The organism is Paenibacillus sp. AN1007 (assembly GCF_040702995.1).
Lineage (GTDB): Bacteria > Bacillota > Bacilli > Paenibacillales > Paenibacillaceae > Paenibacillus.
The window spans coordinates 3,433,297-3,458,315 of the sequence record NZ_CP159992.1 but is presented as its reverse complement, the minus strand read 5'-3'; the positions used below and the strand labels follow the sequence as shown (position 1 = coordinate 3,458,315).

The following is a 25,019-nucleotide window of genomic DNA, read 5'->3' as shown; positions in this document are numbered from 1 at the left end:
TACCAAGGCAGCGCTTAGACAAACGAAGAGCAAAGAGCAGCCCGCGGGCCCGCCCCGGCGGAAGTAATCGGCCGGACTGCTTTTTGCTCTTTTTTTTGTAAAGAGACTCGGGGGGAATCCTGGATTTTTAACTAGGTGCAGCATGCATTATTTTGAAATTTGCAAGAGGAGGTGACGAGAAGCCCTATGTTTCTAAAACGAATTGAATTGGGTGGATTCAAGTCATTCGCCGACAAAACGGAAATGGAGTTCGTTCGCGGCATTACAGCTGTGGTGGGCCCGAACGGAAGTGGTAAAAGTAATATATCCGATGGTATTCGCTGGGTACTGGGAGAGCAGAGTGCCAAGTCACTTCGCGGTGGTAAGATGGAAGATGTCATTTTTGCAGGCAGTGATGCTCGTAAAGCGGTCAATTACGGTGAGGTGTCACTTACGCTGGACAATGAAGACCATGCATTAGCGCTGGATTTTGGAGAAGTGACGGTAACTCGTCGTGTCCATCGCAGCGGGGATAGCGAGTATTTTATCAATAAACAATCCTGCCGTCTGAAAGATATTACGGAATTATTTATGGATACCGGTATCGGTAAAGAGGCATACTCGATCATTGGACAAGGACGAATTGAAGAGATTCTGAGTACTCGCTCCGAGGATCGTCGTGGGATTTTTGAAGAGGCCTCGGGGATCGTTAAATATAAATCTCGTAAAAGGGATGCAGGACGCAAACTGGATGAGACGGAGCAGAATCTGCTGCGCATCCACGATCTGGTGACCGAGCTCGAGGACCAGATTGCTCCGCTGAAAGAACAATCGGAGAAAGCCATGCATTATAAACAGCTTCGTTCTGAGCTTAAATCGCAAGAAATTTCGATGTATGTGTATCAGATTGAACAGATTCATGCCTCTTGGAGTAAAGCAAGTGAACGTCTGGAATCGCTCAAACAGGAAGAGGTGGGTCTGGCTGCAGTTGTATCGACCCATGACGCAAAGCTCGAGAACGATCGAAACGCACTGCGGCAGCTGGAAACTGAAATAGAGGAACTGCAATCTGCTTTACTGCAATTCAGTGAGGCAACGGAGAAAAGTGAAGGGCTCGGGGAATTGCTGAGGGAACGCGCGCGTCATTTGCAGACGAATCAGGAGCAGCTGAAGGAAACGCTCGCAGTAAGTGAAGAGAGACATCGCGAACGTGAATCCGAGCTGCTTGCCCTGCGGGAGAAGTTTGGCAAAATTGAGCTGGAACTGGCTGACGTCAAGAATCGTTTGTCCGAAGAAGAAGCCAAGCTTGTTGGTGTTACCGGTGGTATAAGTCAGCAGCAGGAGGAAAGTCTGAAAGGAAATCTGCTGGAGCTGATGAATCAGATGGCCCAGGCACGTAATGAAATTCGTTACGTGGATCAGCAAAAGGAAACCCTTGAGCGCAGAATGAACCGCGCATCCGAGGAATCCGGCAAATGGGAAGAACAGAAACAAATGCTGGAAAGCCGAAAAGCTGAAATTCAGAAAAAAGTCGTTCAGTTAGGTAAGGAAATCAGTGAACTTCGCGGCGGATATATTTCGGAAAGTGAACGTCTGCAGTCTTTGCAAAAGCTCTTGGAGGAAAGCCGCAGCACAGTTCGAAAATGGGAACAAAAGCGTGAAGCGCAGGTTTCTCGTAGAGATACGATGAAAGAGATGCAGGATGATTTTGACGGCTTTATGCTGGGGGTAAAAGAAGTACTCAAAGCGTCGCGTAAAGGTACCCTGAACGGGGTACATGGCGCTGTGGCAGAACTCGTCAAAGTACCCGAGAAGATTGAGCTTGCTGTAGAGACGGCAATGGGTGCCGCGCTGCAGCATATCGTTATGGAGAATGAGGCAGTATCAAGGCAGGCAATTGCTTTCTTGAAGCAGCGTCAATTAGGACGTGCAACATTTCTTCCGCTGGACGTTATTCGTCCTCGTTCAATCGGTGCGGGTGAACGTTCGATGGTTGAGGGTATGGACGGATTTGTCGGTATTGGTGCAGAACTTGTGCAGTATGATTCAAGATATGCCTCGATCATCGGCAGCCTGCTTGGCAATGTCATTATTGCCGAATCCCTCGAATACGCGAATAAAATCGCGGCACGCTGTCAGTATCGTTTCCGTGTAGTAACTCTTGAAGGGGATGTCGTCAATGCTGGCGGTTCCATGACAGGAGGCAGTCAGCACAAAAAAAATGGCAGTCTGCTCAGCCGCAAGCGTCAGCTGGATCAGCTGGATCAGGATATTCTGGATACCGAGCAGCAGATTGTGAAACTGCACCGCGGTGTGGACGATGTGAAGGCTCAGTTAGAGCAGTGTCAGGACAACCTGGATCAGCTTCGCCAGTCTGGCGATGATACTCGGAATGCAGAACAGCAGGCCTCCATGGAGATGAAGCAGATTGAACATGAACTGCGTCATGTGTCGGAGCAGGTTGCTGCAGCAGGCCAGGAGAAAAGCGGATTTACCGAAGAGATCAAGGAACTGGACAAGTCCCGGATGGAAGCGGAGAAAAAGCTGGAGCAGCTTGAAGAAGAAGAGAAAGCGACACACCGTGCGATTCATGCGGCCGAATTTGCCCGGAAGGCCAATGAGTCTGCAAAAGAAGAACTCCAGAGCCAGCTGACTGAACTTAAAGTGCGGGAAGGCAAGTTGGATCAGGAACGTTTCTCTAATGAGGAGCAGCTGCGCAGGTTGGAACGCGAGGTGGATTCACTTGTTAAAGATCTTCGCCAGAATCGCACGCTGCTTGCTTCCATGGAAGCTGATTTCAAGAAAACACAGACTGAAAGTGTAAAGCAGATCGAAGATCTGAACGAGTACAGGCTCAGAAAGACTAAGGCATCTCAGGAACTGGACTTTAAACGTGCAGCCCGCAGTGAACTGTCGAAGAAGCTGGAGCTGGCCGAGAGTGAAACGAAGGAGCAGCGCACACAGCTCAAAGCGGTAGAAGAGCAGATGCGTCAAACCGAAATTTCCGTGAACCGGCTGGATGTTGAGCTGGAAAACATACTGCGGAAGCTAATGGATGAATATGAGTTAGGTTATGAGCTTGCCAAAGAGCGTTATCCGGTGCCGGAGGATGTGGAGAGTACTCAGGCAGAAGTGCAGAAGTTGAAACGTGCGATATCGGCGCTTGGCGATGTGAATCTGGGTGCAATCGAAGAGTTCCAGCGCGTGAATGAGCGGTATGAATTCCTGAATGAACAGAAAAATGATCTAGTGGAAGCCAAAACGACACTGTATCAGGTCATTCGGGAAATGGAAGATGAAATGGCAAAGCGCTTCAAATTTACGTTTGATGCGATCCGCCGTGAATTCGGCACCGTATTTACGAAACTGTTTGGCGGAGGACGTGCTGACCTGGTTCTGATGGACCCTGAGCGGCTCCTTGAAACAGGTATTGATATTGTAGCTCAGCCTCCAGGCAAAAAACTGCAAAATCTGCAGCTGTTGTCCGGTGGAGAGCGAGCCTTGACGGCTATGGCTCTGCTCTTTGCAATTCTGCATGTGAAACCTGTACCTTTCTGTGTGCTGGACGAAGTCGAGGCTGCACTGGATGAGGCCAACGTTGTTCGTTTTGCTCAGTACCTGCGCGAGTTCTCTGAACAAACACAATTTATTGTAGTTACCCACCGCAAGGGCACCATGGAAGAAGCAGATGTTCTGTACGGGGTTACGATGGAAGAGGGCGGCGTATCCAAACTTGTTTCGGTAAAACTGGAGGACGAGGAAGCCGAAATTGCCTGATCGAATCAACTGCTGAGCAGCAGAACAACACTCATATCATTTTTACAACAATCACTCACGATTGATTATGTACACGATGGAGGGGCTTTATGAGTTTCTTTAAAAAGCTTAGAGACAGCATTGCAAGTAAAACGGAGTCGGTAACCAAACAGTTCAAGGATGGATTGGAGAAAACCCGTAAAGGGCTCGTAGAGAAAGTAACCGATCTGGTCATCCGCCGCAAAAAAATAGATGAGGAATTTTACGAAGAACTTGAGGAAATTCTGATTGGAGCAGACGTAGGCGTCAACACGGTTATGAACCTGATTGAAGACCTGCGTGCAGAAGTGAAAAAACGCAAAATTGAAGATGCGGCTAAGCTCGAGCCTGTGCTGTCAGAGAAACTGACAGATCTGCTTCGCGGTGAGCAAAATAATGAACTCAAAATGAATCCGGATGGCATCACGGTTATTTTGTTTGTTGGTGTAAACGGAGTCGGCAAAACAACAACGATTGGCAAGCTTGCACATCGCTTCAAGCAGCAGGGGAAAAAGGTGATTATGGCTGCAGGGGATACATTCCGTGCTGGAGCCATTGAGCAGCTTGAAGTATGGGGACAGCGTGCAGGTGTAGATGTAATCAAGCAGCAGTCGGGTTCTGATCCGGCCGCGGTTATGTATGATGCGGTTCAGGCTGCCAAACAGCGCGGAGCCGACGTGCTGCTGTGCGACACGGCAGGCCGCCTGCAGAACAAAACCAACCTGATGGATGAATTGAATAAAATCTACCGCGTCATTCAGCGTGAGATTCCGAGTGCACCGCATGAAGTACTCATGGTGCTGGATGCAACGACAGGACAGAATGCTTTGAATCAGGCGAAACTGTTCGGCGAGAGGAGCGGTGTGACAGGACTTGTGCTAACCAAGCTGGATGGAACAGCCAAGGGCGGAATCGTGGTTGCGATTCGTCAGGAGCTGGACTTGCCCGTGAAGCTTGTTGGGCTTGGGGAGAAAATCGATGATCTGCAGGAGTTTGATTCCGAGCAGTTTGTACATGCCCTGTTCGCCGGACTAATCCAGGAACAGCAGACAGAGGACACCGAAACCGAGAATAAATAACCTCGTCACCAATGTGTGAACCAAAATAGAATGATTCGTTGTATTGCCGCTGCATCATGTGAGAGCTCACGTGTAATGTCATCGGCAATACGTGTATAATGGAGAGTAAATGGACCCAAATGATATTGGGTTAGAAAGGACGGTTGATATGGCCAATACCTATACCTACTCCCGCCGTGAAGAGGTCGCAAACGCAGTAACACATGGAATTGGCGCTGTGCTTAGTGCAGCTGCGCTGGTGCTGCTCATTGTATTTTCCAGTATGAAAGGAACGGCCTGGCATGTGGTTAGTTTTACGATCTATGGAATAACGATGCTGATGCTGTATACCAATTCAACACTGGTGCATGCCCTCAAAGAGGGAAAAGCGAAAGATTTGTTTGAGTTTTTTGATCATTCTTCCATATATCTGTTTATCGCAGGCACATATACGCCATTTTTATTTGTCGCTGTGCGAGGGACGCTGGGCTGGACGCTGTTCGGAATTATCTGGGGCATTGCCCTGGCCGGAGTGATCTTCAAAGCCTTTTTCACGAAAAAGTTTCTGTTTATGTCTACGATCTTCTACATTGCGATGGGCTGGCTGATCGTTACGGCCTGGCAGCCTCTTGTGGCGGCTATTCCGACAGGTGGAATTGTACTGCTGGTTGCGGGAGGCCTGATGTATACGCTGGGTACATTGTTCTATGTATGGAGAGGTTTTCCTTTTCACCATGCGATTTGGCATCTGTTCGTACTGGCAGGAAGCATTTTGCATTTCTTTGCCGTCATAGTTTATCTGACTCCGCTTCGTTAGAAGCGCTAAACGAAGCGGCTCTTCACCGGAGACGTTTCGTTTTTTTTTGTTTTTGAGTGGACTATGGTCACAAAACGTTGATGTTAGACTTGAAGAATAGCGCAGGGAACAGCATGGAGGTAAGGACGCACGCAGCCTTAAATATGGCGATTTCAAACTCTAATGATCGGGCTGTGCATCTCTTTTTATTGTGACAAGTATTTTTGCTTGACAACCTGATTTGTTTTAGGTATTATTAGGAACGTTGCAAGAGTGTAAAGTGTTTTTCCTTGACGAAGGGAGTGCCCCGATATGAGTCAAGAAAACCGGCTTGAGAAGACAAACCGGATTAACTTGCTGTTTGCCTTTTATGAATCACTGCTGACAGAGAAACAGCAGACATTTCTGAAATATTACTTTCATGATGATTTCTCACTTGGTGAAATTGCAGCCGAGTTTGAGATCAGCCGCCAGGCGGTATACGAACATATCAAGCGTGCTGAGCAAGTGCTTGAAAACTACGAAAGCAAGCTCGGCTTGCTGGAGAAGTATGAGAGACGCAGCCGCTGTCTTGAACATCTACAACAAGCACTGGAACGCGCTGGCGTTACTGTGGATAACAACAAACCAATACACGATCTCGTTGCACAGCTCGCTGAATAATTATTGTTCAGTGAAGTGGGACGAATCGGTCTGAAAGGCGTAATCAAGTTTAAAAGGAGGTGGGATCATGGCATTTGAAGGATTAACGACCCGATTGCAGAATGTGTTCAGCAAGCTGCGCGGCAAAGGCAAGGTGTCTGATGAAGACGTAGCCGAAGCGATGCGCGAAGTACGTCTGGCATTGCTTGAAGCGGATGTAAACTTCAAAGTGGTCAAGGAATTCATCGCCAAAGTGAAAGAGAAGGCAGTCGGCAAAGAAGTAATGGACAGCTTTACACCCGGAATGGTCATCATCGACATTGTTAACAAAGAGTTAACGGATCTGATGGGCGGAAGTCAGGCCAAACTGGCCAAGGCTAACAAACCACCTACGGTGATTATGATGGTTGGTCTGCAGGGCGCAGGTAAAACGACGACTTCCGGTAAACTGGCGAAAATGCTGCAAAAGCAAAACAGCAGACCTTTGCTGATTGCCGGTGACATTTATCGTCCAGCTGCGATCAAGCAGCTGCAGGTACTGGGTGAGCAGATTAAAGCGCCTGTATTTACACTTGGTGATCAGACAAGCCCGGTGGAGATTGCTCGCCAAGGTCTGCAGCATGCGAAAGACAACGGAAATGATTATGTGATCGTTGATACTGCTGGACGTCTGCATGTCGACGAAGAATTGATGGAAGAGCTTCGCCAGATACACAGCGCAGTGAATCCCGATGAAGTACTGCTCGTTGTCGACAGTATGACAGGACAAGATGCGGTTAACGTGGCGGAACACTTTAATCAGCAGCTTGACCTTACCGGAGTTGTATTGACCAAACTCGACGGCGATACACGTGGTGGTGCAGCACTGTCTGTTAAAGCAGTCACAGGCTGTCCGATCAAGTTTGCTTCTCTTGGAGAGAAGCTGGATGCTCTTGAGCCGTTCCATCCGGAACGTATGGCTTCACGGATTCTCGGCATGGGTGATATGCTGTCTTTGATTGAGAAGGCACAATCGAATATCGATACCGAGAAGGCGAAGGAAATGGAACGGAAGATGCGCAATGCAGAATTCACGTTTGAAGATTTCCTGGAGCAGATGGATCAGGTGAAGAAGCTTGGACCGATTGACCAGATCATGGATATGATTCCGGGTATGGGCAAGATGAAACAAGCGAAAGACCTGAAAGTAGATGACAAACAGATGGGCCGGATCGAAGCGATTGTCTATTCAATGACAACCGAAGAGAAACGTAACCCGGATATGATTAATCACAGCCGCCGGAAACGTATTGCGACCGGAAGCGGAACGTCTCTCGCAGAGGTGAATCGTCTGATCAAGCAGTTTGACGAAATGCGCCGTATGATGAAGCAGTTCTCGGATATGATGGGTCCTAAAGGCGGCAAGAACAAAGCGATGAAGCAGCTGAAAGGTCTCGGCAAAGGAATGAAGTTTCCTTTCCGTTGATTGGATATGAAGCTGTATCAGAATCAGATTTCATTGAAGGAGGTGAATTTTCAAATGGCAGTTCGTATTCGTCTGAAACGTATGGGTGCTCACAAAGCTCCTTTCTACCGCGTAGTGGTATCGGATTCCCGTTCCCCACGTGACGGTCGTTTTATCGAGGAGATCGGTTACTACAACCCGGTTGAACAACCGGCTGTTGTTAAGATCGATGAAGATAAAGCATTGCAATGGCTTCAAAACGGTGCGCAAGCATCCGACACTGTCCGCAACTTGCTGAGCAAAGCGGGCGTGATGAAGAAATTCCACGAGTCTAAATTATCTAAATAAGGTGCTGATTCGGAGGGTCATCTATGGAAGAATTAGTAAGCATAATTGCTAAGGCTTTGGTCGATCATCCGGAAGATGTGGCGGTTCGGACGGTTGAGAAAGACCGGCTTGTCGTTTATGAGTTAACGGTGCATCCCGACGATGTCGGAAAGGTGATCGGAAAACAGGGACGAATCGCAAAATCTCTTCGTACGGTCGTCACATCAGCAGCAGTTAAGATGGATAAACGGGTTACCGTTGATATCATATCTTGAAGATATACGAAAGGGGGTTAGGATGCATGTCCTAGCCCCTTTTCGTGCATGCTGAACTTATCATTTAATTGTTTAATGGCAATTTAGGATTAAAATTATTTTTGAGATTACACTTTAACGGAGCGGACAGAAAAAATCTGAAGAAACGAAGTGCTCGCCTTTAGCACCGGATATCAACCTTTTGATAATATATTCAAGAAATCCGGGGATAACAGCGATCGGAAGATGTTTCTGACTGCGGAGTGTGCGTGTAATCGGTTATCATTTTGATTGAATTTCGTAGGAGGATTGTATGGCAGAGTTTATGAATGTAGGTAAAGTTGTGAATACTCACGGTATTCGTGGCGAGTTGAAGATCATGCCTTTGACGGATTTCCCGGAAGTGCGTTTTGCTAAGGATGCCGAGCTGTTTTTGTTTACACCGGATAACCATCCCGTTCTTGTTACGGTGGAATCTGCGCGTTTGCATAAAAATATGTATATTGTTCGTCTGAAAGAATACGGTAACATTAATGAAGTGGAAAAGTTTAAGGGCGGTATGGCTAAAGTATCGAAGGAAAACCTGGCTGAACTAGAGGAAGGCGAGTATTACTTCCACCAGATCGTAGGATGTACAGTCATCACAGAAGACGGAGAACAACTGGGAACGATCTCGGAAATCTTGACACCAGGAGCTAATGACGTGTGGGTAGTCAAAACATCAGCAGGAAAAGAAGTGCTGATCCCTGTCATTGATGATGTCGTCCTGGATGTTGATGTGCAGCAGAAGCAGGTCAAGATTCACCTGATGGAAGGACTGCTGTAACATGAAGGTTGATGTATTAACATTATTTCCGGAAATGTTCGACGGTGTGTTTGGAACGAGCATTCTAGGCAAAGCACAGGCCAAAGGGATTGTGTCGCTCAGGGCAGTCAATTTCCGTAATTACGCGACCAATAAACATAACACTGTCGATGATGCTCCATATGGTGGCGGTGGGGGCATGGTTCTCAAGCCTGATCCCATCTTTGCTGCGGTAGAAGATGTATTGGAGCAGCGTGGTGAAGCTGCAGCAGCGATGAAAGCTCCACGGATTATTCTGATGTGCCCGCAAGGCGAGACCTTTACACAGAAGAAAGCTGAAGAGCTGGTTCAAGAAGACCATCTGATCTTTATCTGTGGTCATTATGAGGGGTATGATGAACGAATCCGTGAGTTTCTGGTAACGGATGAACTGTCCATTGGGGACTATGTTCTGACCGGCGGCGAACTGCCTGCCATGGTGGCTATCGATAGTATTGTGCGGCTGATTCCTGGCGTGCTTGGCAATGAGACAAGTGCAGTGACGGATTCATTCAGTACAGGCCTGCTTGAATATCCCCATTATACCCGTCCGCCTGAATTTAGAGGCATGAAGGTACCGGATATGCTTTTATCCGGGCATCATTTGAATATTGAAGCTTGGCGCAGAGAACAGTCATTGATTCGTACACTAGAGCGCAGGCCGGAACTGCTGGAGACGGCTGACCTGACAGAGAAAGAACGCAAGTGGCTGGAGCAGTACCGTGCTGAGCAGGAAAAGAAATAGGGATGTTCTCTCTGCGATATACAGCATTGATCCAGACCGCAGTAAATAGCAAATAGAGCTGCAGTAAGTTTCATTCAACCGCAGCAGCGCTTTTTTTTAATAAATAATGAACTGCCGTGATATGATTCATCATTAAGCCAGCCGCCTGAGGCTGGTTTTTTTCGTCATACCAAATGAGGTTATCACCTAAATGTAAAAAAGCCGAGAGGACAGCTCAGGCTGTACCCATCGGCTTTCTGAATGATCAGAGGTCTTATCCTTTATTAGAAACAGTTCTTCTACAAACCTTCACTGCTGCTGTGTGTGTTGGTTCCCGTTCGCAGCAGCGTTGGCAGGTCGGTATCATTCGTAACAGTCAAGCGGGGCAGAACCATGGGTGAATCACCTGGACGAACAAATCCGGGCATAACCGTGAAACCCATTCGATACCCATGCTGCTGCAGTTTATAGATCATCTGAACGCTGAAATAACCATAAGGATAGGCGATATATGGTGTATCAATACCGATCTGTTTGATCTGTTCAATATCGTGATCCAGCAGATTGGTATCCAGCGTAACGGGCAGATCGTCTCCGCATACCGTATAACCTTTGTGATGCAGGTTGAAGGTGTGGCTGTTATATTCAAATACGTCGCTTCCGGCCTGCATCTCGGGCTTGGAGATATCGCTTTTTTTGGCGGGATCAAAGACGACTGGAGCAGGCTGAATGCGACTTCCGATTACAAAAAGGGAAGCATGGAAATGATATTTCTTAAGTACAGGATAAGCCAGGGTATAATTGTTCTGGTATCCATCATCAAAGGTAATTACAATAGATTTCTCAGGCAGCGAAATTTCGCCGTTAACATATTGTTCAAGCTGGGCGAGAGTAACAGTCTGGTACCCGTTTTCGTATAGATATTTCATGTTCTGCTCAAAAACTTCTAAGTCAATAATAGATTTATTGTTAGGCTCGCGATTGTCCTGCTTAGGCGTAACATAATGATACATAAGAACAGGAACTTCGGCGGCTGTGCCTTCTTTAATTACAATCTTTGAGCGATCCACCTTGGAATACATGGAGAAGTCAGGATGCGATAATGTAAACATTTTTCGCTGTACGATATTCCAGGACGTACAAGCCTTGTGGGATAAAGCATTGGTGGGGTGATTTACAGCGTAAGCGTATAATGTAATGGTGCATGTGAGCAGTGCAAGTGCAGCTAGTATGATTTTTTTTGAATACTTCATGTTTCTCCTGGTTCTCCTTTAACATTCACTTAATTCTTAATTGATGTTCTTAATATGAACTGCCTAAGAAAATGGGCATATAACTACATGATAGACGATCTTCGGTTATGGAAAGTTACAGTATTTTATCCACAGAAGAGGTTGATTTTTTAAATTGGACTAAAAAGAAATATTTTACATTTTAATTATGCTGAAGTTCGGAATTTGTTTATTATGCTTGTGTTTTGATATACCGCATGATACAATAAGTCTGTTGTGTGGAATACGGCGGTCCTCTATGGATAATGAAAGAGACAAGGTGATCTCTGGAAGAAGTATGAACGCCTGTACGGAAGGAGGGAGTCATAGATGAATATCGTTCAAGCGATTACACAAGAACAACTTCGCAAAGATATTCCGAGTTTTCGTCCTGGTGACACTTTGAAAGTGCACGTTAAGGTAATCGAGGGAACTCGTGAGCGTATCCAATTGTTCGAAGGTGTTGTGATTAAACGCCGTGGTGGTGGAATTAGTGAGACTTTTACAGTTCGTAAAATTTCTTACGGTGTAGGTGTGGAAAGAGCTTTCCCGCTTCATTCCCCTAAAATCGATAGAATCGAAGTGGCTCGCCGTGGTAAAGTGCGTCGTGCGAAGCTTTATTATCTTCGTGAACTACGCGGTAAAGCAGCGAGAATTAAAGAAATTCGTTAATATAACGGATACCGGGAAGGGCTTGGAGACAAGCCCTTTTCGTTTTTGTCCGGGAAAAGTTGAACCGGAGGTACACTTCCGAGTAAAATGGTATGGCGGATATGCGGCGTAAAGTCCGGGAGGATTGTGACATCAGTTATTAAAGGCATTTGATTTGTGGTTAAATGTACTGTAATGCTTGGCTGCAAGAATTACATAACTGAGTTAGGTATTTTGCTTTCTCGGCCTTGTGCAGGGAAGATGCAAAAGCTGAATGTATACTGCTGTAAACATGTACTGTGAAGAGAGGAAGATCTTGAATGGAACAAGAAGTTCAACAGGACCAGGGCATACCTGCCGAAGAAAAAAATAACCGATCCAAAAAAGCGAAGAATGAAATTGTAGAGTGGCTGAAAGCCATTGTCATTGCACTCGTGCTGGTCATTCTGATTCGCTGGCTGCTCTTTAAACCATTTGTTGTGGACGGGCCGTCCATGCAGCCGAATTTCTCGACAGGAGAACGTGTTATTGTCAATGAAATTCTGTACGATATTCGTGAGCCGAAGCGCGGCGAAGTGATTGTCTTCCATGTACCTTCCGAAGGACGGGATTTCATTAAACGTGTGATTGCTGTAGCCGGAGATACGGTGCAGGTTCAAGGTGACACGGTAACGGTGAACGGACAAAAGGTGAATGAAACGTATATTCAGGGCGCTATAGATGCTGCAGAGGCCAATGGCGGAACGTATAACGTGAAGGATTTCCCGAATGAACAATTCCCTGATGGTAAGGTGCCGCCGGGGCACGTGTTTGTCATGGGGGATAATCGGCCGAACAGTACGGACAGCCGGATGATCGGTTATGTCTCGCTGAAAGATATTATTGGCCGTGCAGATGTTATTTTCTGGCCAATTGGAGAAATTAAGTGGATCAACCACTAAGATTCAAAGAAAGTATTAAATGAGGTGAAGACAAGGTGACGATACAATGGTTTCCAGGTCATATGACCCGAGCCAGACGCCAGATTCAGGACAAGTTGAAGCTCATTGACGTGGTCATCGAACTATTGGATGCCCGTCTGCCTGTCTCCAGCCGTAATCCGATGATCGACGAGATTTTGATGGATAAACCCCGTATGATTTTGCTGAATAAATCGGATTTGGCGGATGCCAAAGTGACGCAAGAGTGGATCGAATATTTTAAAAAAGAAGGCATCACCGCTTTTCCTGTGGATGCTTCGACAGGTACGAATGTAAAAGATATTCCTGCTCAGGCCAGACTGCTGCTGAAGGAGAAGATTGATCGGCAGCTGGCAAAAGGGATTAATCCCCGGGCTGTCCGAGGATTGATCGTCGGTATTCCTAACGTAGGTAAATCCACGTTGATCAACCGTCTGGCTGGACGCAGCATCGCAGCGACGGGTGATCGTCCAGGTGTAACCAAGGGTCAACAGTGGATCAAAGTAGGCAAGGAAATGGAACTGCTGGACACTCCAGGTATTCTGTGGCCGAAATTTGAAGATCAAAACGTAGGTTACCGCCTGGCTGTAACGGGTGCGATCAAAGAGGAAATTCTGAATGCAGAAGATATTGCATTTTTTGGAATCAGTTATCTGATGCGTTATTATTGGGACGCGCTGGAAGAGAGATATGGTCTTCAGGAATTTTCCAGGGACGCAGACGATTCAGACAGCGTTATCGCCATTATGGAGCAGGTCGGCCGAATCCGCGGGTGTGTAATCAGCGGTGGACGGATCGATCTGGAGAAGGCATCTCGAGCGTTTCTGCGGGAATTACGTGCGGGCAAGATGGGACGTTTCTCAATGGAAGCTCCGTATTAATCCCAAAAAGTATGGCAAGAGCCGAAAGAAGCGGCCGTTACCGGGTGACCGGGAGCGGTCTTTTTTGTGTTTTGCAGGCGGAAGGGAATATAGGAATGGTAATTTGTTTGGAAAATAATTGAATTAAAGGGCGCTTGGTGGAATTATGTGTTCTGTATATAAGGGGTATTGAAATCATGATATGATAAATGACGGTGTAAATTTGCAGAACATAAGTTTGGATGTATTCAATTAAGCTGCATTTCGACCGATAAATGAAGACATAAGATCTTTTTTTAATCAACGTTTTAACATGAAACGGTGTATAGGAATATGGTTAAGCAGAACAAAAAATGCAGTATTTACGTCTAATGTATATACGACGAGATGGGATTACACAGGTGCATAACACACACGTGTGAGGGAGAGGAATAGAATGACAGCAAACGATGCAATTCCAGAGTTGGAATTATCAAATCAGGCAGGCAAGCCGAAAAAAAGAAAAAAAGAAACGATTGAACCTCGGGATCTTTTAGCATATGAGCGGGAGTACTGGGGGAGCGGGTTTGAATATATTGCAGGGATTGACGAAGTAGGGCGTGGGTGTTTGTTTGGAGATGTTGTTGCGGCCGCTGTAATTCTGCCCCAAGGACTTATTTTGGAAGGAGTAAATGATTCCAAAAAGCTGTCCGAGAAAAAGCGGGAAGCTTTGTATGACATCATTATGGAGAACGCACTGGCCGTAGGTGTAGGTTATGCAGATGCGGAAACGATTGATCGTCTGAATATTAAACAAGCCGCCAGATTGGCGATGAAACGTGCTGTAGAGGCGCTTGAAGAAACACCTCACTATATGCTGGTGGATGCAGAGAAGGTCGATGTGAATATCCCGCAGCTGTCTATCATTAAAGGGGATGCGAACAGTCAATCCATTGCTGCGGCTTCGATTGTTGCCAAGGTAACGAGAGATCGGCTGTGCAGGGAAGAGTGGGACGCGTTATACCCGGAATATGGTTTGTCGGTACATAAAGGCTATGCTACTCAATTTCACCGGGAGCAGATCATGGCGCTGGGAGCAACACCGATGCACCGGCGAAGTTTTCTCGGTAATTTGCTTGGAGAACAGCAAACATTGTTTTAGTGGACCGGATATGGGAAGGAGGGAAAACGATTGAACATCAGCTCCATGATTCGCGGTCTTATGGGGGACAGCAAACCGGGAAATGCGAAGCAGCTTGAATTAAAGGAAGGTCAGGTTGTCCGGGGCTCCGTTGTTAGTGTATCCGACGACGGCGGAGAGGCAGTACTGCAGATACAAGGAGTGCAGGTGCGCGCCAAACTGGAGACTCCGCTCCGCCCCGGCGAGACAACTCTTCTGCAGGTCCAGCCTCCAGGAGAGAACGGAATGACGGTAATGAAACCTTTGGCCGGTTCTCTGGCAGAACTGCCGCAGGCTTCGATGAACCAGCTGCTGCAGGAGGTAGGGCTGACCGATACAAAAGACAACCGGGATCTGCTTCTGGCAATGCAGCGCAGCGGCCTTCCGCTGACCAAGGATAACGTAACTATGGTGCAGCATATGATGGCAGCCAAACCTGCGCAGGTCCCAGTGGAGGAATGGGTGCAGGCAGCAGGAATATCTTTTCAGCGCGGCCTGCCCGTTACGGCGGAAACAGTCAAAGGATTACATCAGACGGTGTTTGGACCTCCTCTTCATCAGCTGTTAAGCAGTCTTGCGGATCAGCTCGAGTCCATGCTGTCACAGACCTCAGGCAAACCGGCTTCGGACGGTGAAGCAGCGGCCGCACATACGATTAGGCCAGGAGCTGGAACGTTGGTATCATCTCCTGCTGCACTGCAGCAGAACATACCGGGAACAGCTGTGCCATTAACGACAGCTGGCTCACCAGATGGAGCAGGTGTTACGGGGCAGCAGGTGAAGGTCAGTATTCCTTCAGATGCAGGCCAGACAAGTGGCGGACAGACCGGAACTGAGGCCGGAGCGAAGGGCTCTGCCAGCAGTGCAGAGGCTGCTGGCAGAAGCAGCGCAGGTATTCCGGCAGGCAACGGAATACCTGCGGAAGGCCCGCGCGGTGCTGATGCGGGCCAGGCTGTGAGCCGCCCGGGTGCACCAGGGGCGGCAGAGGCTGCGGCTGGCCGTGCTGGTGCGGGCCAGCTTGAAGGTGCGGCCGTGCGTGCAGACGGCCGCGCAGACACGCCTGCTGCTGCCGGGACGCAGTCCGCAGCAGGCCAGGCCGCGCCAGCGGCGCCAACGCCAGCGCAGCTGGCGCCGAAGCTGCTGGCGCTGCTGGACGCGCTGCGCAGCGCGTCACCGGCCGCACCGGCACAGCCGGGTGCGGCCCGCCAAGCCGCCCCTGCTGCGCAGGAGGGCGGCCAGAGGGCTGCGGCTGCCGCAGGCTCGCCGCAGCCCTTGCCAGCCGGCGCAGATATGCTGCCGGCTGGCGGTAGTGCTGCTGCACCTGCGGGAGCAGCAGCGGCGCACGCGCCTGTCACCCACGGAGGAGACCCGTGGGTGGGGCGCGTGCTGAAGCTGCTCGGTGCGGAGCACGAGCAGCAGGCCGTTCACGGCGCGGCGATGCAGCCGCGTGTGGGGGAAGCAGCGAGTCCGGCGAATGCGGACACGCTCAAGGGCCTGCTGCTGCAGCTTGCCAGCAGCGACAGTGCCCCGGCGGCGCTGAAAGAGGCCGCCGCTCAAGCGGTGCAGTACCTGACAGGTCAGCAGCTGCTGCTTACTACGGATCGCAGTGCTGCGTTTGCACAGATGCACTGGTTTATCCCCATCACCGGTCCAGACGGAGAACAGACTGCTTCGGTGCAGATTCAGTCACGACGCGGCCAGCGCGGAGAGTTGGATGCGTCCAACTGCCGCCTGCTGTTTGATCTGGACATGAAAAGTTTGGGGCATACCCTTGTGGATGTGCATGTGGTGAATAACATTGTTAGTCTGCGCGTGTTGAATGACCGTGAGGGCATGGGAACCTTGCTGGAGAGCGGACGTGAGATGATTCACCAATCGCTGGATAAATTGGGGTATCAGCTGTTAACTTTCAGGGCAGAGCCTTGGCCTGCAGGTCAGGAGGCCGGAACGGATCGCAAAATGACCGCAGCGGATTACAGTCCTGAGCGGTATAAAGGGGTGGATTTCAAAGTATGAAAGAGGGATCACCACAGCCGGATCTGTTATCCAAAAAAGCAGTTGCGCTAAAATATGTTCCTGGAGAGACCGAGGCGCCGATCGTTGCTGCCAAAGGCCGCGGCAAAGTAGCTGAAGCCATTCTGGAGAAAGCCAAAGAAAATGGAGTACCCGTGCAGGAGGATGCTGCATTAGTAGAAGTGCTTTCCAAGTTGGATCTGGATGAACAGATTCCGGCGGAATTGTATCAGTTGGTGGCCGAGGTGCTCACCTATGTGTATCGGGCTGATCGGCTTGCCTCAGGCCGTGATGAGAGCGAATCATGGTAAGTTCAGGTTCAGGCCAGAAGCCAAACGGGAGGTTGAGCCGCCAGCAGAAGGGTCGGATTGGGGAAGCGGAGGCCTGCCGCTGGTTAGAAGAAAAAGAGTATCGCATCCTCCAGCGAAACTGGCGCTGCCGCAGCGGGGAAGTGGATATTATCGCAGCCCGTGAAGAGTTGTTAATCTTTGTTGAGGTGCGGAGCCGAAGTTCAGCAGCAGCATTTGGCACGCCTCAAGAGTCCGTCAATCAGCGTAAAATGCAGCAGGTACGCGCGACGGCTGCGGTTTACATACAGCTGAACGGAGAGCATGATCGTCAGATACGATTTGATGTCATTGGGGTTATGATCGACAATGCCGGGAATATTGGTTCCGTACATCATGTGGAAAATGCATTTTAGCTGATGATTTGGAAAGAAGATGGACTTTAGATACCCTTTGTCTAAAGTCCATCTTCTTTGTTTAAGCAGTCCTGGATGCTCCATTCCTTTGAATCCGTGTATTGGAAGAGTGTATAATAAAAGCTGTAACTTGGCGTGTAATATGTTGATTGGGAGGCATGACCTATGAGTAGAACGACGGAGACAACCAACGAAGTCCGCCATGCGATCCAGAATCGCCGCACCGTCAAAAAATTTAAAAAAGATCCTGTACCAACGGAGCGCATCATCGATTTGTTGGATACAGCTGTATGGGCACCTAACCATAAATTGCGTGAGCCGTGGAGATTTGTATTGTTCAACGGCAAAGGGCGCAAAAAGTTGGCAGAGGCCATTGAAGCCGAGATGGGCGAGGATAACAAATTTTCGGCGAGTGTGCAGCAGGTACCTGCCATTTTGCTTGTAGTTCTGGAGGAAGATCCGAGACAAGCGATCTGGGATGAAGATTTTGCTGCAGTCAGTGCGATGGTTCAGAACTTTATGCTCGCAGCATGGAGTGAACAGATCGGTACATTTTGGGTAACCAAACCATTTTTATATGCACCCAAGTTTCGGAAGCCGCTCGGCATCAAGGCTGGGGAGAAAATTGTCGGCATGATCTATATGGGATACCCCGATGTCATTCCATCAGCGAAAGAGCGTACGCCGGCCAAGGACAAGCTGACTTTATTTGAATAAAAAACTTCATTCAAGACCACATCCATGTGGTCTTTTAATTCTTCGATAAAATCTGGTTATTAGAAGCGCCCTCAGAGGGGAAATACTAAGTTTTCCCATCTGAGTATACGTCTGAGGTTTGTTCAGCAAGACTTCCAATTACATCGATTCGGGTTATAAAACCCAACCCCTTTAGATGGTCTATCAACTGTTAGGTCAAACCTTCACGATTCGATGTTACCATTCATATCCCCTCCTTTGGAGTTCAAGTTTATTTGGAACTTTATTCTAATGGATAAGGGATAAGGAGCTTTCATCAAGCCGCTAATGAGCAGCTCCTTGCGCTGGTAGGATTCGATCCTATGAAAGGTACATCTGCTTCACCACTTGTGAATGTATTTCTAACGACAACCAAGCCGTATATTTGCTCTTCTTTACGCAAGTAAAGAGAGCTGCTATACGGCTTCTTATTTAGGCAGCTGCATATCGGCATTAAAATAAATTCAAGTCTAACTGGCGATACTGAATCGCTTCTGCCACATGCGCGGTCAGTATCTCTCCTTCATGATCCAGATCAGCGATCGTCTGCGCCATCTTCATTATTCGGTCATGAGCACGCATGCTCAGATGCAGTGTCTGCAGGGTCTGGTTCAACAACTGTTCTGCGTCAGTGGGCAGCCGGATGGTTTTTCGTAAAAATGTGCCGGAGAGCTGACTGTTCCATCGGACGGAATGCGCTGCATAACGTTTGGCCTGAATGGAATGGGCCGCCATTACTTTGACCTGCATCTCGGCAGAAGAAGGGGAAGCTCCTGACTTACGCCAGTCGCCTGGCGGAGGTACCTCGACCTGCAGATCGATACGATCAAGCAGCGGTCCTGATATTTTTGCCCGGTACGCAGCGACGCGCGCGGGACTGCAGATGCATCGCTGTTCTTCGGCTTGAGCTGACAAATACCCACAGGGGCATGGGTTCATGGAACAGGCAAGCATGAACTGTGCCGGGAAGGTGAACGCAGCCCTTGCCCGGCTGATCGTTACCGTCTGATCCTCCATCGGCTGTCTGAGCACTTCAAGAACCTGACGCTGAAACTCAGGCAGTTCATCCAGAAACAATATTCCGCGATGAGCGAGACTGACCTCACCGGGTTTAGGAATTCCTCCGCCTCCAATCAGACCGGAAGTGGATATCGTATGATGAGGTGAACGAAAAGGTCTGTCTGCAATTAATCCTAGCGGAGCTTCTTTTAACTGACCTGCTGCACTTAACACTTTGGTTACTTCAAGCGCTTCGTCTTCCGACAAAGGCGGCAGTATCGTAGGCAGACGTTTGATCAGCATCGTTTTACCAGTACCGGGCGGGCCGACCAGCATAATGTTGTGCATTCCGGCAGCGGCAATCATCAGTGCTCTTTTGACGTGGTGCTGCCCAAGCACGTCTCTGTAGTCTTCAGAGGAAGAGGAGGAGTTTTTCTTTCTTTTACTCCATGCTTCACTACTGGACTGTCCGGAGATTCGCAGATGGCTGTAATCCTTCAAGGTAATCGGCCCCGCACTTGTTATAGTTCCAGCTGTGCTGGTCAAGGAATCTCGGGAAGCATCTGATAGGCTCGTGATATCAGGAACCAAATCCTTCAAGTGGCGAATTCCGTAAATGTCGATTCCGCGAATCAGACGAGCCTCTTCTACATTATCGTAAGGCAGTAGAACAGAAGTAAAGCCCTGCCTTTTGGCCAAGTCAACCATTGATAAAATACCGGGCACGGACCGGATTGAACCATCCAGTGCCAATTCCCCGAGCACCAAAGTTCGTTCCTGTAGGGGAAGCATCAGCTGGCCGCTGGTCGTAAGCAGCGCGATCGCAATGGCAAGATCAAAGGAAGAACCTTCTTTTCGCAGGTCGGCTGGCGCCAGATTAATAGTGATGCGCTCGCAGCGGATATTGATATCCGCAGTTTTTAATCGCCGCACGAACCCGTTCCACGGCTTCCCGGATAGCGGAGTCAGGCAGTCCGATAATGGAAGTGAGAGGTAAACCGTTGGATAAATCCGTTTCCACCTCAATCAATACACCGTCAATTCCGTAGAGACATGAACTATACAATTTTCCGTACATAACAAAGAAACACCTCACTCGGGTAATCAGCTTCGCACAGGGCGAGCCAGTCTCGAATTAAGGTGCTTCCTCAGCTTCTACTAGCATTTTATATAAAAGGAATCAGAGCGTCAACCCGTTGTTACCTTTAGTGTTAAAACGTCATCATATTTATTATTAAACCTTCGTTATCTTTGACTTTAAACCTATGTTATCTTCGCTGCAGCAGTTTTTTCGATCCTGAGTTATCTATTTTGGATGAATTCGTCTAGATATATCCGCACGTCTCACTTGGATAAATCATGATTATATTTTATACAACTTAATTTAACGTGATTAAATGACGGAGTAAAATAATTTGTGCTCAATTATTCTTTTTTTAATGTATTTTGTGATAAGATAGAAATAGGGGAATCACTTCACTGGAAGCTAGGTGAAATGCCTATACAGATTCCCGCACAGCTGGAATAGGCAATTTAACGTACATTAGGCAGGTGAGAAAGATAATATGCAAACAGATCGATTAAAGCTGGATAATCAATTATGCTTCGCCATATACGCTTGTTCACGTGAAATTACAAAGTTGTATCAACCCTACTTGGAAGTTCTTGGTGTAACGTACTCTCAATACCTGGTTCTCATGGTATTGTGGGAGCGACAAGAATGTACGGTTAAGGAGATCGGAGAGGCACTGTACCTTGATTCAGGTACCCTGACTCCGCTGCTGAAACGTTTGCAGGCAGCCGGGTTTATTCATCGGGAGCGTTCTGCACAAGACGAGCGTAAAGTGATGATTACACTGACTGAGTCGGGACGCGAGCTCAAAAATAAAGCATTATCTATACCTGATGCCATTCAGGGAGATGCCTGCTTGAACAGTACAGAGTTTGAAGCACTGCTTGGTCAATTCAAAGGTCTACTGGCAAAGGTTCACGAAACGAATCTAAACACTGCTAAAAAATAATTTCAGCTTCCCCGCATACAGAACCTTAGCTAATTCGGCTGAGGTTTTTCCATATATATCCAAGCATTCACAAAAAGGGATCATACCCATATCAAAAAGCTGTCTATTAACCATTACTTTTTTAAGGAAAGCGTTTTAAAAACGTGTTACAATGAATTGGGTTTAAGTGAAAATAGTCAACATATGTCTTTTGTTCGTCTACCAGCCCGCCTTGTTGCAGTCATGTTGATAGGAGGATTCGAGAATGAATATCCATGAATATCAAGGAAAAGAAGTACTGAAACAGTATGGAGTTACCGTTCCTAATGGGAAGGTTGCTTATACAGTCGATGAAGCGGTTGCGGCCGCAGAGGCACTGGGCAGTCCGGTGACTGTAGTTAAAGCGCAAATTCACGCAGGAGGCCGGGGTAAAGCCGGCGGTGTGAAAGTAGCAAAGAGCACAGAGGAAGTTCGTGCCTATGCCTCCGAAATTTTGGGCAAAGTATTAGTGACCCATCAGACAGGACCAGAAGGTAAAGAAGTGAAACGTCTTCTGATTGAAGAAGGATGCGATATCCGCAAAGAGTATTATGTGGGTGTAGTTGTGGATCGTGCCACAGGCCGTGTGGTTATGATGGCTTCCGAAGAAGGCGGTACAGAGATCGAAGAAGTCGCTGAAGCAACACCTGAGAAAATTTTTAAAGAGATTGTTGACCCTGCAATCGGGCTTCAAGTGTTCCAGGCACGCAAGCTGGCTTACAGCATTAATATTCCGAATGAACTCGTGAACAAAGCTGTGAAGTTCATGCTCGCCTTGTACAAGGCATTTGTCGAAAAAGATTGCTCTATCGCCGAGATCAACCCGCTGGTTGTTACCGGAGATGGAAACGTTATCGCGCTGGATGCGAAGCTGAATTTCGACTCCAATGCACTCTTCCGTCACAAGGATATTCAAGAACTGCGTGACCTGGATGAGGAAGATGAAAAAGAAATCGAAGCTTCCAAATACGACCTCAGCTACATAGCGCTTGACGGCAACATTGGCTGTATGGTTAACGGTGCGGGACTTGCGATGGCAACGATGGACATCATTAAATATTACGGTGGAGACCCGGCTAACTTCCTTGATGTTGGGGGCGGTGCAACAACAGAGAAAGTTACGGAAGCATTCAAGATCATTCTGTCTGATGCCAAAGTAGCCGGAATCTTTGTTAACATCTTCGGTGGGATCATGCGTTGTGATGTCATTGCCAACGGTGTTGTTGAAGCAGCGAAGCAGCTTGGCCTGACCAAACCGCTGGTTGTTCGTCTTGAAGGAACTAACGTGGAACTGGGTAAACGCATTTTGGGCGAATCCGGCCTGAATATCGTTCCTGCGGATTCCATGGCCGATGGAGCACAGAAAATTGTGGCCCTCGTAAAATAAGTTCATTCCTTCGTACCGGAGCTGTCCGGGAATTGAAAAATAACCGTAAGGATGTGAAGCAACGTGAGTATTTTGATTGATAAAAATACAAAAGTCATTACGCAAGGCATTACGGGTTCAACGGGAATGTTCCACACGAAGGGCGCATTGGACTACGGAACCCAGATGGTAGGCGGTGTTACGCCAGGTAAAGGCGGAACCAATGTTGACATCACGCTGGAAGACGGCTCAGTCGTCAGCCTGCCGGTATTCAACACGGTGCAGGAAGCGAAGGAAGCGACTGGCGCAACAGCGAGCGTCATCTATGTTCCTCCTGCATTCGCTGCAGATTCCATCATGGAAGCTGTCGATGCAGAGCTGGATCTTGTTATCTGTATTACGGAAGGTATCCCTGTTCTTGATATGGTCAAAGTAGACCGTTTCATGGACGGCAAAAATACGGTTTTGATCGGTCCTAACTGTCCAGGTGTTATCACACCGGGAGAATGTAAGATCGGTATTATGCCTGGATACATTCATATGCCAGGACATGTCGGCGTTGTTTCCCGCAGCGGAACACTGACGTATGAGGCTGTTCATCAGCTCACAACACGCGGCATTGGTCAATCTTCTGCTGTAGGGATTGGGGGAGACCCGGTTAAAGGCTCCGAGTTTATCGATATCCTGAAACGCTTCAATGAAGATCCACAGACGCACGCCGTGATCATGATCGGTGAGATCGGTGGTACTGCGGAAGAGGATGCAGCAGAATGGGTGGCAGCTAACATGACTAAACCGGTGGTAGGTTTCATCGGCGGAGTTACGGCGCCTCCAGGCAAACGTATGGGTCATGCGGGTGCGATTATCTCTGGCGGTAAAGGTACTGCCAAAGAGAAAATTGCGAAGCTTGAATCTTGCGGTATCAAAGTTGCTCCAACACCGGCCGAAATGGGCTCTACTTTGGTAAGCGTGCTTGAAGAACGCGGTATTTTGAATTTGTGCACAACGCATTAATCTATTCCGTTTATAATAGAAGAAACTGCTCCTGAATCATTCATTGTTGGAGCGGTTTCTTCAGGGAAACGGTAAAGGTAAGCAACCTTTTGTCCTTACAGGACGAAGGGTTGCTTTTTTTGCGTTTTTTTAACAAAATGCAGAAGAATTTATAAGGACAAACGGTGCAAACGCTTGCAATTTATCGTGTCTTATCACACAATATGAGGGGAGTTTTTCTCCTCTTTTACGGGGGGCAGGTCGTATGGAAGAACGTTGGATTTTGTTTGGACTGCATGAGATGGAAGGGATCGGAAAGAAGAGTATTTCGAAATTAATGGCAGCGCAGTCCTCACTGCAGGAGCTTCTGTATTATAAGGAAGCAGATTGGATGGCGGCGGGACTCAGAAAAGATCAGGCAGCTCGTTTGGCGAGAGGTTTTGATACCAGCTGGATTGAGAGCAGAAGAGAACAGGTTTATAATCGCGGCATTGAGGTTATTACTTATCTGGATTCGAATTATCCTATATTAATGAAGGAAACCGTTCAGCCGCCCTGGATTATGTATGCTCGGGGAGATAGTCGTTTATTACATCAGCCTTCGATTGCTATGGTGGGGACACGGATGCCTACAGTATATGGACGTAAGGTTGGTGAAAAACTTGCTGAGCAATTGAGCAATGCCGGGTTAACCATTGTAAGTGGACTCGCCAGGGGCATAGATCGCGTCTGTCATGAAGCCGTAATCCGGACAGGTGGGAAGACGATTGCCGTTTTTGGCACAGGCATTGATCATGTGTATCCATCTGAAAATACAAGCCTTGCAGAACAGATTGCTGAAACGGGTCTTCTTTTGTCGGAATATCCATTGGGAACTAGAGCACGTCAAGGTCTTTTTCCCGAGCGAAACCGGATTATTGCGGGATTAACACTCGGTACGCTTGTCGTGGAAGCAGATATACGAAGTGGTTCACTTATTACTGCAGATGCAGCACTGGAAGCAGGCAGGGATGTATTTGCAGTTCCGGGGCCGATTACGTCTCCAAAAAGTCGCGGGGCCCATAATTTGATTCGCCAAGGGGCGAAATTGGTCACTTGTGCAGCTGATTTATTGGAAGAGTATCGTTTGGACTTGCCAAATGCAGAACAACTTCCTTACAATAGAGGACGTTCGGCAGAAACAGCAGGATCTGCAGAGCCAGGTTTGTTTCCGGATATAAAGCTCTCTTCAGATGAACAGCATATTATCGTTTTACTTGAGCAGGAAGAGCAATCTTTGGATCAGCTGATTGACCGTTTAGGTTGGGATTTTGGACATTTACATTCAGTTCTGTTATCTTTAATCATAAAAAAGCAGATTAGCCAATTACCAGGAACCAAGTATGCGAGGGTATGACGATGCTGCAGC

Annotated in this window: 22 protein-coding genes and 1 pseudogene; 21 read left to right on the top strand and 2 right to left on the bottom strand. The window is 48.0% G+C overall.

Annotated elements, in window-relative coordinates:
- The first annotated feature begins 186 nt into the window (after positions 1-186).
- From smc to trmD, 9 genes are all read left to right on the top strand, one after another.
- Positions 187-3,756 (top strand): chromosome segregation protein SMC, encoded by a 3,570-nt coding sequence (gene smc, locus ABXS70_RS15305; protein ID WP_366288920.1) that lies wholly within the window; start codon positions 187-189, stop codon positions 3,754-3,756.
- 89 nt (positions 3,757-3,845) lie between these two features.
- The gene (gene ftsY / locus ABXS70_RS15300; RefSeq protein WP_366288917.1) at positions 3,846-4,853 is read left to right on the top strand and encodes a signal recognition particle-docking protein FtsY; all 1,008 of its coding nucleotides are present in this window, start codon (positions 3,846-3,848) and stop codon (positions 4,851-4,853) included.
- A gap of 148 nt (positions 4,854-5,001) precedes the next feature.
- Positions 5,002-5,649, top strand: a complete 648-nt coding sequence (locus ABXS70_RS15295) for a hemolysin III family protein (protein WP_366288914.1) — start codon at positions 5,002-5,004, stop codon at positions 5,647-5,649.
- A 291-nt stretch (positions 5,650-5,940) separates the two neighbouring features.
- Complete coding sequence (locus ABXS70_RS15290) at positions 5,941-6,291, top strand: putative DNA-binding protein (protein ID WP_342555437.1); 351 nt, start codon at positions 5,941-5,943, stop codon at positions 6,289-6,291.
- Between the two features lie 67 nt (positions 6,292-6,358).
- A complete protein-coding gene (ffh, locus tag ABXS70_RS15285) occupies positions 6,359-7,735 on the top strand; it encodes a signal recognition particle protein (RefSeq protein ID WP_342555438.1) in 1,377 nt (458 codons plus the stop codon).
- A 54-nt stretch (positions 7,736-7,789) separates the two neighbouring features.
- Positions 7,790-8,062, top strand: a complete 273-nt coding sequence (gene rpsP / locus ABXS70_RS15280) for a 30S ribosomal protein S16 (protein WP_056700527.1) — start codon at positions 7,790-7,792, stop codon at positions 8,060-8,062.
- A 23-nt stretch (positions 8,063-8,085) separates the two neighbouring features.
- Positions 8,086-8,316 carry a KH domain-containing protein gene (locus tag ABXS70_RS15275; RefSeq protein ID WP_024630185.1) on the top strand — a complete coding sequence of 77 codons (231 nt, stop codon included), beginning with the start codon at positions 8,086-8,088 and terminating at the stop codon, positions 8,314-8,316.
- A gap of 292 nt (positions 8,317-8,608) precedes the next feature.
- Positions 8,609-9,121 (top strand): ribosome maturation factor RimM, encoded by a 513-nt coding sequence (rimM, locus tag ABXS70_RS15270; RefSeq protein WP_342555439.1) that lies wholly within the window; start codon positions 8,609-8,611, stop codon positions 9,119-9,121.
- A gap of 1 nt (position 9,122) precedes the next feature.
- A complete protein-coding gene (gene trmD / locus ABXS70_RS15265; protein WP_342555440.1) occupies positions 9,123-9,884 on the top strand; it encodes a tRNA (guanosine(37)-N1)-methyltransferase TrmD in 762 nt (253 codons plus the stop codon).
- A gap of 278 nt (positions 9,885-10,162) precedes the next feature.
- Here trmD and ABXS70_RS15260 read toward each other — a convergent pair whose 3' ends face one another.
- Positions 10,163-11,116 carry a polysaccharide deacetylase family protein gene (locus tag ABXS70_RS15260; protein ID WP_366288907.1) on the bottom strand — a complete coding sequence of 318 codons (954 nt, stop codon included), beginning with the start codon at positions 11,114-11,116 and terminating at the stop codon, positions 10,163-10,165.
- A gap of 348 nt (positions 11,117-11,464) precedes the next feature.
- On the opposite strand from ABXS70_RS15260, the gene rplS reads away from it, so the two are divergent.
- From rplS to ABXS70_RS15220, 8 genes are all read left to right on the top strand, one after another.
- A complete protein-coding gene (gene rplS / locus ABXS70_RS15255) occupies positions 11,465-11,806 on the top strand; it encodes a 50S ribosomal protein L19 (RefSeq protein ID WP_024630190.1) in 342 nt (113 codons plus the stop codon).
- A gap of 299 nt (positions 11,807-12,105) precedes the next feature.
- Positions 12,106-12,726, top strand: coding sequence for a signal peptidase I (lepB, locus tag ABXS70_RS15250; protein WP_342555442.1), 621 nt, complete (start codon positions 12,106-12,108; stop codon positions 12,724-12,726).
- 35 nt (positions 12,727-12,761) lie between these two features.
- A complete protein-coding gene (gene ylqF, locus ABXS70_RS15245) occupies positions 12,762-13,625 on the top strand; it encodes a ribosome biogenesis GTPase YlqF (protein ID WP_110893198.1) in 864 nt (287 codons plus the stop codon).
- Positions 13,626-14,040: 415 nt separating this feature from the next.
- Positions 14,041-14,745 carry a ribonuclease HII gene (locus ABXS70_RS15240; protein ID WP_342555443.1) on the top strand — a complete coding sequence of 235 codons (705 nt, stop codon included), beginning with the start codon at positions 14,041-14,043 and terminating at the stop codon, positions 14,743-14,745.
- 30 nt (positions 14,746-14,775) lie between these two features.
- Positions 14,776-16,779 carry a DNA ligase gene (locus tag ABXS70_RS15235; RefSeq protein WP_366288902.1) on the top strand — a complete coding sequence of 668 codons (2,004 nt, stop codon included), beginning with the start codon at positions 14,776-14,778 and terminating at the stop codon, positions 16,777-16,779.
- Positions 16,776-17,087 (top strand): EscU/YscU/HrcU family type III secretion system export apparatus switch protein, encoded by a 312-nt coding sequence (locus ABXS70_RS15230; RefSeq protein ID WP_342555446.1) that lies wholly within the window; start codon positions 16,776-16,778, stop codon positions 17,085-17,087. The genes ABXS70_RS15235 and ABXS70_RS15230 overlap by 4 nt, the downstream gene beginning before the upstream one ends.
- Entirely contained in the window at positions 17,081-17,479 is a 399-nt protein-coding gene (locus ABXS70_RS15225) for a YraN family protein (RefSeq protein ID WP_366288899.1), read from the top strand. Before ABXS70_RS15230 ends, ABXS70_RS15225 begins: the two co-directional genes overlap by 7 nt.
- A 165-nt stretch (positions 17,480-17,644) precedes the next feature.
- Positions 17,645-18,196, top strand: a complete 552-nt coding sequence (locus tag ABXS70_RS15220) for a nitroreductase (RefSeq protein WP_342555448.1) — start codon at positions 17,645-17,647, stop codon at positions 18,194-18,196.
- A 471-nt stretch (positions 18,197-18,667) separates the two neighbouring features.
- Here the strand turns inward: ABXS70_RS15220 and ABXS70_RS15215 are convergent.
- Positions 18,668-20,291, bottom strand: a pseudogene (locus tag ABXS70_RS15215) (YifB family Mg chelatase-like AAA ATPase).
- A gap of 487 nt (positions 20,292-20,778) precedes the next feature.
- Here ABXS70_RS15215 and ABXS70_RS15210 point away from each other — a divergent pair.
- The 4 genes from ABXS70_RS15210 to dprA all read left to right on the top strand — a co-directional run bounded on the left by ABXS70_RS15210 (position 20,779) and on the right by dprA (position 25,007).
- Positions 20,779-21,234 carry a MarR family transcriptional regulator gene (locus ABXS70_RS15210; protein ID WP_342555450.1) on the top strand — a complete coding sequence of 152 codons (456 nt, stop codon included), beginning with the start codon at positions 20,779-20,781 and terminating at the stop codon, positions 21,232-21,234.
- A gap of 244 nt (positions 21,235-21,478) precedes the next feature.
- The gene (gene sucC / locus ABXS70_RS15205) at positions 21,479-22,639 is read left to right on the top strand and encodes an ADP-forming succinate--CoA ligase subunit beta (RefSeq protein WP_342555451.1); all 1,161 of its coding nucleotides are present in this window, start codon (positions 21,479-21,481) and stop codon (positions 22,637-22,639) included.
- 63 nt (positions 22,640-22,702) lie between these two features.
- Positions 22,703-23,632: a succinate--CoA ligase subunit alpha gene (sucD, locus tag ABXS70_RS15200; RefSeq protein ID WP_090923883.1), complete on the top strand. Its 930-nt coding sequence runs from the start codon at positions 22,703-22,705 to the stop codon at positions 23,630-23,632.
- 244 nt (positions 23,633-23,876) lie between these two features.
- The gene (gene dprA, locus ABXS70_RS15195) at positions 23,877-25,007 is read left to right on the top strand and encodes a DNA-processing protein DprA (RefSeq protein WP_366288893.1); all 1,131 of its coding nucleotides are present in this window, start codon (positions 23,877-23,879) and stop codon (positions 25,005-25,007) included.
- The last annotated feature ends 12 nt before the right edge of the window (positions 25,008-25,019 follow it).